Origin of the sequence: Marinobacter segnicrescens (assembly GCF_900111555.1) — a bacterium.
Taxonomy (GTDB): Bacteria; Pseudomonadota; Gammaproteobacteria; order Pseudomonadales; family Oleiphilaceae; genus Marinobacter; species Marinobacter segnicrescens.
Genome location: NZ_FOHZ01000007.1, coordinates 1 through 14,115, shown reverse-complemented (window position 1 = coordinate 14,115; position 14,115 = coordinate 1). Strand labels below are relative to the sequence as shown.

Genomic DNA, 14,115 nt, shown 5'->3' with positions numbered 1-14,115 from the left:
CACGGCTTGTTATCCATGGGGTGGCCTGCTCTGGAAGAAGCAAACCGGAATTGGCCTCGACCCACCTGACATGGAGTCCTTTTCTTGAGTTTTTCAGTGATTGTCCAGGCCGCTGGCGGCCTCGCCCTGTTCCTGCTGGCCATGGGCATGATGACCGATGGCCTGAAAACCTTTGCCGGTGCCGGGCTCAAACGCCTGCTGGAGCGATGGACAGACCGACCGCTGCGGGGGCTGGCCACGGGTATCCTGATTACCGGCCTGGTTCAGTCATCCAGTGCGGTGACGGTAGCTACCATCGGCTTCGTCAACGCCGGGATGCTGACCCTGTCCCAGGCGATTGCCGTGGTGTTCGGGGCTAACGTGGGTACTACGGTGACCAGCTGGCTGGTAGCGCTGGTGGGCAGTGGGTTCAAGGTCAGTGCCCTGGCGCTGCCTATCCTGACCGTGGGTGTCATTCTCCGTATTGCCGGCTCCGGTAGCCGCTGGGCTTCGCTTGGTGAAGCGTTGGCTGGTTTCGGGCTGTTCTTCCTGGGACTGGACCTGCTTAAGGATTCCCTGGGGGGCTTTGCCACGGGTTTCAGTTCCACCGTTGAAGGCGGTGCAGGTGCCCATTGGGCCATGTACCTGGGTATCGGCTTTGTGATCACCCTGCTTACCCAGTCTTCGTCGGCGACCCTGGCCATTGTGTTGACGGCGGCCGGTACCGGCGTGATCAGCCTGGAAGCCGGCGCTGCCGGCGTGATTGGTGCCAGCCTGGGTACCACCTCAACCGCGGCGGTGGCGGTGCTCAACGCGACCGCGAATGCTCGCCGCCTGGCCACGAGCCATATCCTGTTTAATGTTGTTGCCGGTGTTATCGCCCTGGCGGTTATGCCCCTTGTCCTGGCCCTTGCGGGCCTGCTGGCGGACTGGCTGGACCTGGAAGGCAGCCCGGCCATTCTGCTGGCGGCCTTCCATACCCTGTTCAAGCTCATCGGTATTGCCCTGCTCCTGCCCCTGGTGCCCTGGCTGGCCCGTCGGCTGGACCGGTTTTTTCGCAGTGCCGAGGAGGATCTGTCACGGCCCCGCTACCTTGACCGTACCGTCGCCTCGACCCCGGAGCTGGCGGTGGGTGCGTTGCAACAGGAGCTGGAGCGGATGGAAGAGCTGGTCACCGGCCTGGTCCACGCCGCCCTCACCCGGGAGGGTATGACGGTGGTGGCGGGTGCCCGCCAGACTTCGGCTATCCATAGCCTGTATAACGCCATTACCGGATTTGCCGCCAGGACCCGGGCAGAGAAAATGTCTCCAGAGCTGGTGGAACAACTGACCGTGGCGGTTCGCACCGCCCGTTACCTGTCGGAAGTGGCCGGACAGGCTGGCAGTGCCATCCGGCTGCGTGAACTACGTCGTGCGATGCCGGAACAGACGGTCAGGCTGCTGATGGACCGATATCTGGAAGCGCTCAACCAACTACTGACTTCGGAAGACCGCGACAGTGGAGCCGTCAGGGAAGCGGAAGCCCTTTACCAGAAGCTCAAGGTGTCCGTATTACGGGCCATCGTGAACGGTGAGGTGGACGAAGACCGGGGCCAGGCAGCGCTGGATGACCTGAGCGCCCTGCGACGGATGCTGGATCAGGGTATCAAGGCAAAGGCCATGCTGGCCGGCTCAGACTCAGGCGGTGAATCGCCCCAGGCCGAACCCTGAATCGGGATCAACTTTCCTGGGCGCGCCTTGCAGGCGTAAGGTCCAGGGTCCGGATCACCGGCAGTACCAGAACACTATAGACAATCATTACCAGGATGCTGTGACGAACATCGCCGGTCATGTCGGCTACGGCTCCGCCGATCATGGGCACAACGAAGGCAATGGTGTAACCCACCAGAAAGGTACCTGCCGACAGCCGACCGGTTTCTCCGGGGCGGGTCAGCAATGGTGGCAGGGCCACCAGCAGGATCAGCAGTATGCCTGCCACGAAGCTCATCACCGTGGCACTGGCAATGGCCCACCAGCCTTCCAGCACAATGGCGCCGATGGTGCCTACCACGCTGACCACCGCCATCACCCCGATCAGGTAGCGACGGCCAACCCATCGGCGTGCGGTTTTCAGCATCACCAGCGAGGCGAACACCTGGGCAATGTTGTAGAAGAACAGGGCCCGGGAGAGTTTGTCGAAGTGCCCGGTCTGCTCGAGCAGGTTGCCCATGTAGGCATTGAGCCCGAAGAACATGGATGCGGACAGACCCAGCAACACACCGATTTTCAGGGTCAGTGGGTTGGACCAGTCCGGCAACCAGGCGGCACGCTGTGCCGGGCGGGCCAGGTCCCGTTTCGGCAGGAACAGGCCGGCGGCTACCAGCAGGGCCGGAAGTGACCAGGCCAGCAGGGTCAGCCGCCAGCTGTTATCCATCAGGGGGACCAGGACCGGCAGGGTCACGCCAGCCCCTACGAATTCCCCCATCAGCATGCCGTTCATATAAATTGCCGTGCCCATGGCAACATGGTGGGGCTGCAGCCATCGGGGTAGCAGTGCCGGTAAAGCTGGCTGCATCATGGCAATGCCAAGTCCCATGACGGTGCTGGCGGCTAACACGGTGGCAATTTCGGGAGCCATGCCGCGGGCGGCGGAACCAAGCGCCATAATGACCATGGCCAGTACCAGGGTATTGCGGGGTCCGAGGCGGGATATGGCCAGGGAGCCAGGCATGGCGCCGATGGCGAGCATCAGGATGGGCAGGGTAGTGAGCGCCCCGGTCAGGGCCTGGTTCAGACCCAGGTCGGCACTGATAAACGGTGCCAGCGGCGGCGCCACCAGGATCGGGACCCGCAGGTAAAGACCCGCCAGCCAAAGCAAAACCGCCACCGGCAGCAGGCGCGCTGGCGGTGGCGGTGTGACAGCGGTCGGGTCAGCTGCCATATCAGACCGGATCAGTTATCGCTGGTGTCCGGCAAGTAGGCGCCGTCCTCGTCATGGACTTCCTGGCCGGTCACCGGCGGGTTGAAGGCGCAAATCAGGCGCATGTCCTCGGTGCCACCGTACAGGGTGTGCTTGTCGTGGTTGTCGAGGGCGTAGAGGGTACCGTCGGTGATCTCATGGACTTCACCCGTGGCCAGGTCCTTGATGCGACCATTACCGGCAACGCAGTAAACCGCTTCCAGGTGGTGCTTGTACCAGAAGGTATGCTCGGAGCCTGCCTTGATGATGGTTTCGTGGAAGGAGAATCCCATTCCATCCTTCTTGAGCAGAAGGCGGCGGCTGGTCCACTGCTTGTCACTGACTTCACGCTCGGTACCAATGATGTCCTGAACTCTAACGATTTTCATGGGCGTACCTCATGGTTGATTGGCCAGAATCGGGTGAAACAGCTTTATAGTATAAACATTAGACCTCTATGCATTTCAAGCGATGCTTTCCAGGCGCCAGTGGCTATACCCTTCCAGAGCACTGTGCAGGGCCACTTCAAGTTCCTGCTGTTCACCGTGGCTGAGCTTGCGGTTCTTGCGTAGCCGGGTGAGGGCCTGCTGGATAGCCTTGCGGGTTTCGCTATGGAGGTTCTCCAGCCAGTGGCTTTCTGACGGCGGTAACTCCAGCGGCTCACGACCGGCATGGTTCCGCTGGCTGATATGCCACCAGTGATCTACGGCCCTTCCCAGAACAATATAGCCGAACTGGAGGTCCTGCACCGGGCCAAAGGTGGCAGTTTGCAGGTCACCTGCGCCCTTGAGAGAGCCCAGACTGAGTGCTCGTATAGCGAGTCGGTCGCCATAGAAGTAGCTGCCCGCCGCCCCCAGCAAACCTCCGATGAGGGCGCCTGCGCCAAGGGAGTGCCCCAGGGTCAGGGCGTCGATACCGACACCCCCGACCGCCCCGGCGCCAAAACCGGCGGTGGCCAGGTAGGCCTTGCTGACGGCCCAGACCTGCCGGGTTTCCTCGCTGAACAGGTCGTGGTCATGGTGCCAGCTCAGGGCAGCTTCCTGGCGGGCGATTTGGTGATGCTGGTAGAGCGTCTCGACGTCCCTCCGTAACGTCTCCTCCCGTTCCCGCTGGTACTGGTACCAGCGTTCCCGCAGGCGCGCTTCCAGGGCCTGCCGGCTATCGCTGCCTGCAGTGTCCAGGGTTTTCGGCAGTGTGCGGGATTCCTGGTGGGTCATCATCTCGGCCAGTGCCGCGGCAATCAGATGGGCGGATCGCCATTGCCGGTCTTCCCGTTGCCGGGTCAGGAAGCCCACGGCGTCTTCCAGCGGCTGCTCCCAGTCCGGGCGCAGCTGGCCAAATGCCTTCAGCAGACCCAGGTGCTGCTCAAACGGGGCGCGAACCGCATCGAAATTGCGGACAATCTGGAAGAACTGCCCCAGTGCGGATTGCCAGCTGGCGGTGTGATCGTCCGGGCCGATGCGGTTGATGAGCGCCAGGCTGGGTTGACCTGTCCAGCGCAATATCGTCATTTCCGCTTCCTGTTCCGCGGTATAAGGCACCGAGCCGTCCACTACGTAAATGATCCCGGCGCCCTCGATGATCGGCGCCAGCAGTTCACATTCGTCCCGGAAGCGCGGGTTGTCCCGGTGCTGGTGAACAAAGGCGGCTACGGTATCCGGGCGGTCCGAGGCGGACAGACTGTGGGCTTCCAGCCACTCCAGTACCCGCCGGGGACGTTGGAAACCGGGGGTGTCCACCAGCGTGTAGAGCGTGCGGCCGTCCACCCGCAGGGGGTAGGTCTGGCTCTCCCGGGTTGTACCCGGTTCCAGGGCAATGGCGATGCTGTCGTTCTGGGAAAGGGTGGCTACGACACTGGACTTGCCCCGGTTGGGGTGGCCCACAACAGCGAATACCGGCGCCTCCTCACTGGACACCATGGGCGGCCTCCTGTGTTTCAGCCGCGGCTACACGGACCCCCTGCCCGACTCGCTCGGCGAACCGTAGCCACTGACCCAGCTTCTGTTCATCCGGTCGCTGGCCCGGTTCTGTAGCGACTGGAAGCAGGGTGATGGTGACACCGGGTAGCTGTTCGCTGGCGTCTTCCAAAAAATCCGCCAGTTCTGCAGTGGGTGGTTCCCAGCTGCGGGTCACCACCACCAGTTGGCGGCGACCTTCAGTGATTTGATGAGCCAGGTTCGCCAGCGTGTCCCGGTCCGCCTGCAGGCTCTGGGCGCCGCCAGCCCTGGGCAGGGGCTTGTCGACTCCCGGCAGCAGGGCGTCGGCCGTTGCTCCTGCCCAGCTGACCGCCAGTGGAGAGTGGGGAACCGTCACTGTGGCCGAATGGTGATCTTCGGGAAGCTTTCCACTGTCGCGGGTGTCGGCGCCAGTATCGACGGCGGGCGTTTCCATACGCCATAGTAGAGCCTGGTACCCCGGGTGTCGCGTCAGGGCGCGGCGACCCTTGCGACGCAGGTCCACGGTGGCAACGGCCAGGAGGATGGCGCGGGGCAGGATGATCCAGGCCAGCCAGGTCATGGCCACAAAGGGCCACCACGCGCCCCAGCGGGCCGACGCTGTGTCCACCCCGCTTCCTTCCAGCCGGAAGAACCGGGTATCTTCCACCAGGTCCAGCGAGGGGCTGGCCACCGGCAGCCAGCCTGACCAGGGCAAGGCCACCCAGCTGACTACCCGGTGCCATGCCTCAGCGGATGTGTCCAGGGTGGTGCTCCAGCCAAAGGCAAGGTCCTGGAACACCACCGAAAGCAGCAGGGTGATCAGGGCAGTGGCCCCGAAAACAAGTCCGGCTGTCTGGGCGGTCCTGGTCATCATCGGGCCCAGCAGGGGCGACAGTGCTGGCGAGGGCTGTTGCTTCTGTAAGCGTTGCTGCAGGCTGTGTATCAACGGCGCCCAGGGCTGCCATCCGGCCAGGCCCTGGACGGCGGTGTACAGGGCAAGCATCAGCTGCAGCAGGACAAAGCCCAGAATGACTGTGACATTGATCTGCTGGCCGCCGTCATAGAACAGCAGGCCGGACATGGTAATGACACCCAGCAGGGCTCCTGCGGCAATGAAGCCGTTGGAAAAGCGCCGCCAGAAGCGGATTTCCGGAAAGTCGTACCGGTCAGCACCGTGGCTGCCAATGGCGTGAAGCTGGGCCAGCCACCGGGAAATGTCGGGCGCCTGTCCCTCACTGCTATCCAGTGCGTAACGACGATCCCGGCGGTGAAGAAAGACCGGCGACTGCTGCTGGTCGCGCTGGTACTGACGATCAAAGGCCAGCAGGGTCTCAAGGTGGCCGGGCATGGAGTATCCTTGTATGAATGACACCGAACAGGCTTGGAGTCCGTACGATTTTTGCCGTGCAGACTCCTGGGAGAGTGTAACCGATGCCCCACCATTTGATGAATCTGCGCCATGTGCCCGATGACGAGGCCGATGAAATCCGCGCCCTGTTCGAGGAGCACGAGGTGAACTACTACGAAACGCCGCCCTCGTTCTGGGGCATCAGTATGGGCGGCTTCTGGGTGCATGATGAGGCAGAGGCAGAGCGTGCGAAGGAATTGCTCAAGGCCTACCAATCCAGGCGTCTGAGCACCCAGCGTCAGGCCTGGGAAGACGCCGTGCAGGAAGGCAGGGGTACGGGGGTGTGGCACCAGTTCCTGCGCAAGCCCGTGACCGTCATTGCCGCACTGCTGGCGTTGCTGTTCATTCTGGGTATCTCGCTGGCCCCGTTTCTCCGGCTGGGATGACGGTAGGCGTGAGATCACTGCAGGTCACGGAGCTGGGTCGGATACCGGTGTTCCTGGGCAAAGCGTTAAGTAGAAACAACAAGAGAAAGGTATGTCATCAGAAGCCTATGAGCCCGGCCGTATACAAGGGCTGACCCGGGAAATGATCGACGCGCTAATGGCGATGTTCGAGAAGGCCAGTGCCGGTGCCATTGCTGTTGATCGGGAATCCCGGATTACCTGGATCAACGACAGTTACTGCCAGCTGCTCGGCAAACGTCAGAGCGACATTATCGGGCAACCGGTCCGGCGCATCATCCCCCACAGTCGTATGCCGGAAGTGGTGGAAAGCGGCGACCCCCTGTTGCTGGACATCATGGAGCATGAGGGACAGCAACTGGTGGTCACGCGCCTGCCCTGGTACGACGGGCAGGGAGACGCCAACGGCGCTATCGCGTGCGTTCTCTATGATGACCTGCAACCGCTGACGCCACTGGTTGCCCGCTATCGCCGGTTGCACCAGGACCTGCAGGCCGCGCGCAAGGCTTTGGCCAGGCGCTTGCGAAGTGCCCGGTACAGCCTGTCTGACTTTGTTGGTGCGACACCGCAGGCACTGGAGGTCAAGCGCAAGGCACGGCTGGCGGCGGGGCGGGACATGCCTGTGCTTATCCGGGGAGAAACCGGCACCGGTAAGGAGGTGTTGGCCCAGGCTATCCATGCCGCGTCGCGCCGAGCAGAAAACCCCTTTGTTGCCGTCAACGTGGCCGCCGTGCCGGAAACCCTGCTGGAAGCGGAGTTCTTTGGTGTGGCCCCCGGGGCGTTCACCGGTGCGAGCAAGTATCGTGACGGCCGGTTTCAGCTGGCCCACAGTGGTACCCTGTTTCTCGATGAAGTCGGTGACATGCCGTTGCCGATGCAGGCAAAGCTTCTGCGAGCCCTGCAGGAAGGTGAGGTGGAGCCACTGGGCTCGGGCCAGGTTCAGTCGGTGGATGTTCGGGTCATTGCCGCGACCAGCCGTGACCTGCCGGCCATGATTGCCGCGGGACAGTTCAGATCCGATCTTTACTATCGTCTGAATGTGCTGGAGATACTTGTGCCGCCACTGCGCGAACGGCCTGCTGACCTCGGCATATTGTGTGAGGGGCTGTTGGCAGAACTTGCCGGCGGAGCTGGCCCGGAAGCGGGCATTACCCGTGAGGCGCTGGAACTGCTGGGGCGCCACAGCTGGCCAGGTAATGTACGTGAGCTTCGTAATGTCCTGGAGAGGGCACTGACGCTGGCGGAGGATGCTTCAGTGTTGGATGTGCGGGCACTGGCCCAGGCGTTGCCGCGGCTGGGGACGGCCGAAACCGGCCGGAACCCTGGTGTGGGGCCTGGGGACGCGGCTGCGTTGCCTGTGAGGCCTCTCGCCGACGTGTTAGCCAGGGCTGAAGCCGATGCCATTACTGCTGCACTGGATGCAACGGGTGGTAACCGGACGCGCGCGGCAAGGTTGTTGGGTGTGTCCCGCTCGGCCCTTTATGAGAGGCTTGGCAGAATGTCCTGCAAACCGGACACTTGTCCTGGAAGCCGGACACCGGATTGACGATTTGTCCAGGAAACAGGACATACCATTCGCCATGAATTCAGAGTTTTAACATTAACTCATTGATATAAAATAAAAATAATAACCGGCACAGATGCTGCTACACCCGGGTCCCGACTACCAACAATGCAACAACAAGGGGTATCCGCTATGCGACTCAAGAACAGAACGGCCCTCATCACCGGCGCTGGCCGGGGCATTGGCCGCGCCATTGCCGAACACTACGCCCGGGAAGGCGCCCGGGTTGCCATTGCCGACCTGGACCTGCAAACCGCCACTGAAGCGGCTGACGCCATCCGGGCGGCCGGTGGCGAAGCGATTGCCCTGGCCATGGATGTAACCGACGAGCAGGCCGTGGATGACGGCTTCAAGGCGGTGGCTGACCAGTGGGGCGGCGTCGATATCGCCCTGGCCAATGCCGGCATCCAGCATATCGATCCCATCCACAAGCTGGCCTACGCTGACTGGCAGAAGGTCATCGATGTCCACCTTCACGGTGCCTTCCTCGTAACCCGGGCTGCGCTGCGACAGATGTACGCCGGCAAGGGCGGCGCCATGCTATACATGGGGTCGGTGCACTCGGTAGAGGCCTCGCCCCTCAAATCTCCCTATGTCGCCGCCAAGCATGGCTTGCTGGGACTTTGCAGGGCCGTGGCAAAAGAGGGCGCCGAACACAAGGTTCGCAGCAATATCATCTGCCCGGGCTTCGTGCGTACGCCGCTTGTGGAAAAACAAATCCCGGAACAGGCGAAGGAGCTGGCTATCTCCGAAGAGGAGGTTATCCGCAACGTCATGCTCAAGAACACGGTGGATGGCGAGTTCACCACCGTTGAAGATGTGGCGGAACTGGCTGTGCACCTGGCTGCCTTTCCCTCCTCTGCCCTGACTGGCCAGTCCATCGTGGTCAGTCACGGCTGGCACATGCAGTAAACAGGAGATTCGGATGAGTACAACAGAGCAATCCCCCGTCGTCTGGACTCCATCGCCGGAGACCCGGGAGCAGTCGCGCATGGGCCGCTTCAAGGCCTCCCTGGAACAGCAGGGCTATGGCCCGTTTACCGATTATCACGCCTTGCATCAGTGGTCCATCGAGCACCTCGACGTCTTCTGGCAGCAGGTCTGGGATTTCTGCGGACTGGTCTGCGATACGCCTGCCGACACGGTGCTGGGGAGTCGTGAAATGCCGGGTGCCCAGTGGTTCCCGGGCATGAAACTGAACTTTGCCGCCAACCTGCTGCGCATGGCGGAAGGCGACCATGCCGACAGCGAAGCGGTTGTCGCCCATTGCGAGACGCGCCCGGTCCTGCGCCGCAGCTACCGCCGCCTGAAAGCCGATGTGGGGGCCCTGGAGGCCTTCCTGCGGAGTAAGGGGGTGCAACAGGGCGACCGGGTCGCGGGTATCGTCACCAACGGCTACGAGGCTATTGTCGGCATGTTGGCCGCTACCAGCATGGGGGCCATCTGGAGCTCGGCCTCACCGGACTTTGGTGTGGGCGCCATCAATGACCGTTTTGGCCAGATTGAGCCGGCGGCGTTGATTACCGTCAACGGTTACGGATACGGCGGCAAGGTTTTCCGTCGCCAAGACGAATTCGCGGAACTGGTAGCACAGCTGCCATCCCTGAAATGCGTGGTCAGCATCCCACAGCTGCCCGATGGTGAGCCCCTGGCCGGCGACAAGGTCACCACCTGGGACGATGCGTTGGCCGCTGGCGGGGGCGAAGCCCCGTCCTTTGTGCCGTTGCCACCGGACCATCCGGTTTACATCCTCTATTCCTCGGGCACTACCGGCAAGCCCAAGTGCATCGTCCACGGCAGTGCGGGCATCCTGGTGAACCACGCCAAGGAATTAATGCTGCACGGGGACGTAGGCCCGGAAGACCGTTTTCTGTACTTCACTACTTGCGGCTGGATGATGTGGAACTGGCAGGTTTCGGCGCTGATGACCGGCGCTGCCGTGGTAACGGTTGACGGCTCCCCGGGCTATCCGGATATCAGCATGCTGTGGGAGGTGGTTGCCAGCGAACGTATAACCCACTTCGGCACCAGCGCGAAGTTCCTGGCCGGTTGCCGCAAGGCGGAAATCCAACCCGCCAGGGACCTGGACCAGAGCCACCTGCGGGTGATTTTCTCCACCGGCTCGCCGCTGCTGCCCGAGGACTATGACTGGGTCTACAGTGACGGAGCTCCGTCGGTTCTGCTTGGCTCCATTGCCGGTGGTACCGATATCTGCGGATGTTTCGTCGGCGCCTGTCCATTGTTGCCAGTCCGTCGTGGCGAGATCCAGTGCCGCTTCCTGGGGGTAGATGCGGTGGCGTACGGCGATGACGGCAAGCCGGTGAGCGAAGGGCGGGGCGAGCTGGTCTGCCGCCAGCCTCTGCCTTCCATGCCCGTGCGATTCTGGAATGATCCGGCGGGTGAGCGCTATCGCAGCGCCTACTTCGATACCTTCCCGGGCGTATGGGCCCATGGCGACTTTATCGAATTCACCGAGCATGGTGGTGCGATCATCTACGGCCGCTCCGACGCTACCCTGAATCCCGGTGGGGTCCGTATCGGTACCGCGGAAATCTATCGACAGGTAGAAACCATCGCCGAGGTTGCCGACAGCCTGGTGGTGGGCCGGCAGGTGGAGGGTGACGTGGAGATCGTGCTGCTGCTCGTGCCGGCGCCCGGGCATCAGCTCACAGGGGAGCTCACCAAGACCCTGCGACAGCGTATCCGGGAGGGGGCCAGCCCGCGCCACGTGCCGAAGCATATCCTCGCCGTTTCGGATATCCCTTACACTCGCAGTGGCAAGAAAGTGGAGCTGGCGGTGGCCCGGTTACTCAACGGCTCGGCCCGCTCGGATAACCGGGATGCGCTGGCCAACCCGGAAGCCCTCGACAGCATCCGCGAAACGCTGGCCGAGGCGGGGCTGCTGGCGCCAGGTCAGTAACGGGGATAGCGTAACCGACCGTCATACTGTTGTCAGGAACGGCCTGCAAGCTGGCTTGTGGGTCGTTTTCAGTGCGGTCTGTCAACCGGCGGGCGCTGCGACTTTAGACTAAAATCGTAACCTGAGTGACCTAAAAACTGGTATATTGTCTAGCTCCAATAAAAAGTTCGTAATCAGTGTCTGCGTATGGAGGCTCTGACCTATCTGATGCCCCGTGCAACAGAGCTTCCTGAATCCGGAGTCCACAAGACGCCGGTATCAGCCCTGACCGTCCTGAACTGACAACCAACCTTGAGGACGCACATGACAGAATCAAACCCTAAGATTGTCTACACACTGACCGACGAAGCTCCGGCACTGGCGACCCGCTCTCTTCTGCCTATTCTTCAGACGTTCACTACGCCGGCGGGTATTACCTTCGAGACCAGCGATATTTCCCTGGCCGCCCGTATCCTGGCTACGTTCCCCGACTACCTTGAAGAAGGCCAGCGTGTTCCCGACGCCCTTGCTGAACTGGGCGAGTACACCAAGGATCCGGAAGCCAACATCATCAAGCTGCCGAACATCAGCGCGTCCATTCCCCAGCTTCGTGCCGCGATCAAGGAACTGAACGATCAGGGCTACAAGGTTCCTGAGTACAAGGAACACCCGGAAAACGACGAAGAGAAGGATATCCAGGCCCGTTATTCCAAGGTACTGGGCAGCGCGGTAAACCCGGTGCTGCGTGAAGGCAACTCGGATCGTCGCGCCCCGGCCGCGGTCAAGGCCTTCGCCCGCAAATACCCTCACACCATGGGGGAGTGGAGCCCGGCCTCACGCACCCACGTAGCCCATATGCGTGGTGGTGATTTCTACTCCAGCGAGCAGTCTGTGACCCTGGACAAGGCCACCAATGCCCGCATCGTGTTCGAAAGCACCAAGGGCGAGCAGACCGTGCTGAAGTCTGACCTGCCCCTGCTGGAAGGTGAAGTGCTCGACGGCATGTTCATGAGCAAGAAGAAGCTGGTGAAGTTCTTCGAAGATGCCATCGAAGACTGCGAAAAGACCGGCGTGATGTTCTCCCTGCACGTCAAGGCCACCATGATGAAGATCTCCCACCCGATCGTGTTCGGGCATGCGGTAAAGGTCTTCTACAAGGAGTTGTTCGACAAGTACGGCGACCTGTTCCAGGAAATCGGCGTTAACCCGAACAACGGCCTGTCGTCCGTGGTCGAGAAGATCAAGCAGTTGCCGGAGTCCAAGCAGGAGCAGATTCAGGAAGACCTGCACAAGACCTACGAGCACCGCCCGGAAATCGCCATGGTGGATTCCGTCAAGGGCATCACCAACCTGCATGTGCCCAGTGACGTGATCGTCGACGCTTCCATGCCGGCGATGATCCGTAACTCCGGCAAGATGTGGGCCCGTGACGGCAAGCTGAAGGACACCAAGGCCGTCATGCCCGAGTCCACCTACGCCACCATCTACCAGGAAGTGATCAACTTCTGCAAGACCCACGGCGCCTTCGATCCCACCACCATGGGTACCGTACCCAACGTGGGTCTGATGGCCCAGAAGGCCGAGGAATACGGTTCCCACGACAAGACCTTCGAAATTCCCGAAGACGGTATTGTCCGCGTCGTTACCGAAGACGGCACCGTACTCACCGAACACAAGGTGGAGCAGGGTGATATCTGGCGCGCCTGCCAGACCAAGGACCTGCCGATTCGCGACTGGGTCAAGCTGGCGGTCAATCGTTCACGCTCCGGCGGTATGCCGGCGGTGTTCTGGCTGGATGACGAGCGTCCCCACGACGCCCAGTTGATCAAGAAGGTGGAAACCTACCTGAAGGAGCACGACACCGAGGGGCTGGACATCCGCATCATGCCGCCGGTAATGGCTATCCGTCACACCATGGAGCGCCTGATCCGTGGCAAGGACACTATCTCTGTAACCGGTAACGTACTGCGCGACTACCTGACTGACCTGTTCCCGATCCTGGAACTGGGCACCAGCGCCAAGATGTTGTCCATCGTACCGCTGCTCAACGGTGGTGGCCTGTACGAAACCGGTGCCGGCGGCTCTGCACCCAAGCACGTACAGCAGCTGCTCGAAGAGAACCACCTCCGCTGGGATTCCCTGGGTGAATTCCTTGCCATTGCGGTTTCCCTGGAAGAGCTCGGTGAAAAGCAGAGCAACGACCGTGCCCGCCTGATGGGCGAAGCGCTGGACAAGGCCACTGGCCGTCTGCTGGAGAATAACCAGTCGCCATCACGGGTGACCGGTGAGCTGGACAACCGGGGCAGTCACTTCCACCTGGCCCGTTACTGGGCGGAAGAGCTGGCCAACCAGGACAAGGACAAGGACCTGAAAGCGTTCTTCGAGAAACTGTCGAAGAAGCTGGAAGAGAACAAGGACCAGATCCTGGAAGAAATGAGCGTGATCCAGGGCCATCCGGCGGATATCGGTGGTTACTACCACCCGCCCGCAGAGAAGGTATGCAAGGTCATGCAGCCCAGCGAGACCCTCAATGCGATCCTTGAGGAAGCCCGCCAGGAAGGCGCCAGCAAGTAATACACTGGCAGGCTGAAAAGAACCCGGGGAGCGGCGACGTTCTCCGGGTTTTTTATTGCCACGGCCCTTCGACAGGCTCAGGGTGAGCGGGAAAGAGGGTGAGCGGGAAAGAGGGTGAGAGGGAGAACGCGAAAGGAAAAGATGAAAGGATTGTTTTAGCCACGAAATCCACGAAAGAACACGAAATATACTAATGGGTACAAAAGTAAGCGAACATCATTTATAATGTAGCGGTCGTTTGCCAAGCTTATCGGATATCTACACACATGCGCCACGATGACGGTCGTAAACTTGATCACAAAACATTAGAAGCCATTCGCGTTCGCGCCGTTCAACGAGTCATGGATGGCGAGAGCCCGGAAGTCGTCATCAAAGCGCTTGGCATGAGCCGGGCACGAATTTACGAATGGCT

General features: G+C 61.4%; 10 protein-coding genes. 6 read left to right on the top strand and 4 right to left on the bottom strand.

Annotated elements, in window-relative coordinates; translation table 11 throughout:
• Positions 1 to 84 precede the first annotated feature (84 nt).
• On the top strand, positions 85 to 1,689 hold the full coding sequence (locus tag BM036_RS08830) for a Na/Pi cotransporter family protein (RefSeq protein WP_091850615.1): 1,605 nt from the start codon (positions 85 to 87) through the stop codon (positions 1,687 to 1,689).
• Positions 1,690 to 1,696: 7 nt separating this feature from the next.
• Here BM036_RS08830 and BM036_RS08825 read toward each other — a convergent pair whose 3' ends face one another.
• From BM036_RS08825 to BM036_RS08810, 4 genes are all read right to left on the bottom strand, one after another.
• Positions 1,697 to 2,899 (bottom strand): MFS transporter, encoded by a 1,203-nt coding sequence (locus BM036_RS08825; protein ID WP_091850613.1) that lies wholly within the window; start codon positions 2,897 to 2,899, stop codon positions 1,697 to 1,699.
• Between the two features lie 11 nt (positions 2,900 to 2,910).
• Positions 2,911 to 3,306 (bottom strand): ectoine synthase, encoded by a 396-nt coding sequence (locus BM036_RS08820; protein WP_091850611.1) that lies wholly within the window; start codon positions 3,304 to 3,306, stop codon positions 2,911 to 2,913.
• Positions 3,307 to 3,381: 75 nt separating this feature from the next.
• On the bottom strand, positions 3,382 to 4,836 hold the full coding sequence (locus BM036_RS08815; RefSeq protein WP_091850608.1) for a GTPase/DUF3482 domain-containing protein: 1,455 nt from the start codon (positions 4,834 to 4,836) through the stop codon (positions 3,382 to 3,384).
• Positions 4,823 to 6,202: a DUF2868 domain-containing protein gene (locus BM036_RS08810; protein WP_091850606.1), complete on the bottom strand. Its 1,380-nt coding sequence runs from the start codon at positions 6,200 to 6,202 to the stop codon at positions 4,823 to 4,825. The genes BM036_RS08815 and BM036_RS08810 overlap by 14 nt, the downstream gene beginning before the upstream one ends.
• A gap of 83 nt (positions 6,203 to 6,285) precedes the next feature.
• Between BM036_RS08810 and BM036_RS08805 the strand changes: the two genes are divergently transcribed.
• The 5 genes from BM036_RS08805 (at position 6,286) to BM036_RS08785 (ending at position 13,703) form a co-directional block, all read left to right on the top strand.
• The gene (locus BM036_RS08805) at positions 6,286 to 6,648 is read left to right on the top strand and encodes a DUF6164 family protein (protein WP_091850604.1); all 363 of its coding nucleotides are present in this window, start codon (positions 6,286 to 6,288) and stop codon (positions 6,646 to 6,648) included.
• A 91-nt stretch (positions 6,649 to 6,739) separates the two neighbouring features.
• Positions 6,740 to 8,212, top strand: a complete 1,473-nt coding sequence (locus BM036_RS08800; protein ID WP_091850602.1) for a sigma-54 interaction domain-containing protein — start codon at positions 6,740 to 6,742, stop codon at positions 8,210 to 8,212.
• Between the two features lie 150 nt (positions 8,213 to 8,362).
• The gene (locus BM036_RS08795) at positions 8,363 to 9,142 is read left to right on the top strand and encodes a 3-hydroxybutyrate dehydrogenase (protein ID WP_091850600.1); all 780 of its coding nucleotides are present in this window, start codon (positions 8,363 to 8,365) and stop codon (positions 9,140 to 9,142) included.
• A gap of 13 nt (positions 9,143 to 9,155) precedes the next feature.
• The gene (locus BM036_RS08790) at positions 9,156 to 11,150 is read left to right on the top strand and encodes an acetoacetate--CoA ligase (protein WP_091850598.1); all 1,995 of its coding nucleotides are present in this window, start codon (positions 9,156 to 9,158) and stop codon (positions 11,148 to 11,150) included.
• Between the two features lie 303 nt (positions 11,151 to 11,453).
• Complete coding sequence (locus tag BM036_RS08785) at positions 11,454 to 13,703, top strand: NADP-dependent isocitrate dehydrogenase (protein ID WP_091850596.1); 2,250 nt, start codon at positions 11,454 to 11,456, stop codon at positions 13,701 to 13,703.
• Positions 13,704 to 14,115: the final 412 nt, after the last annotated feature.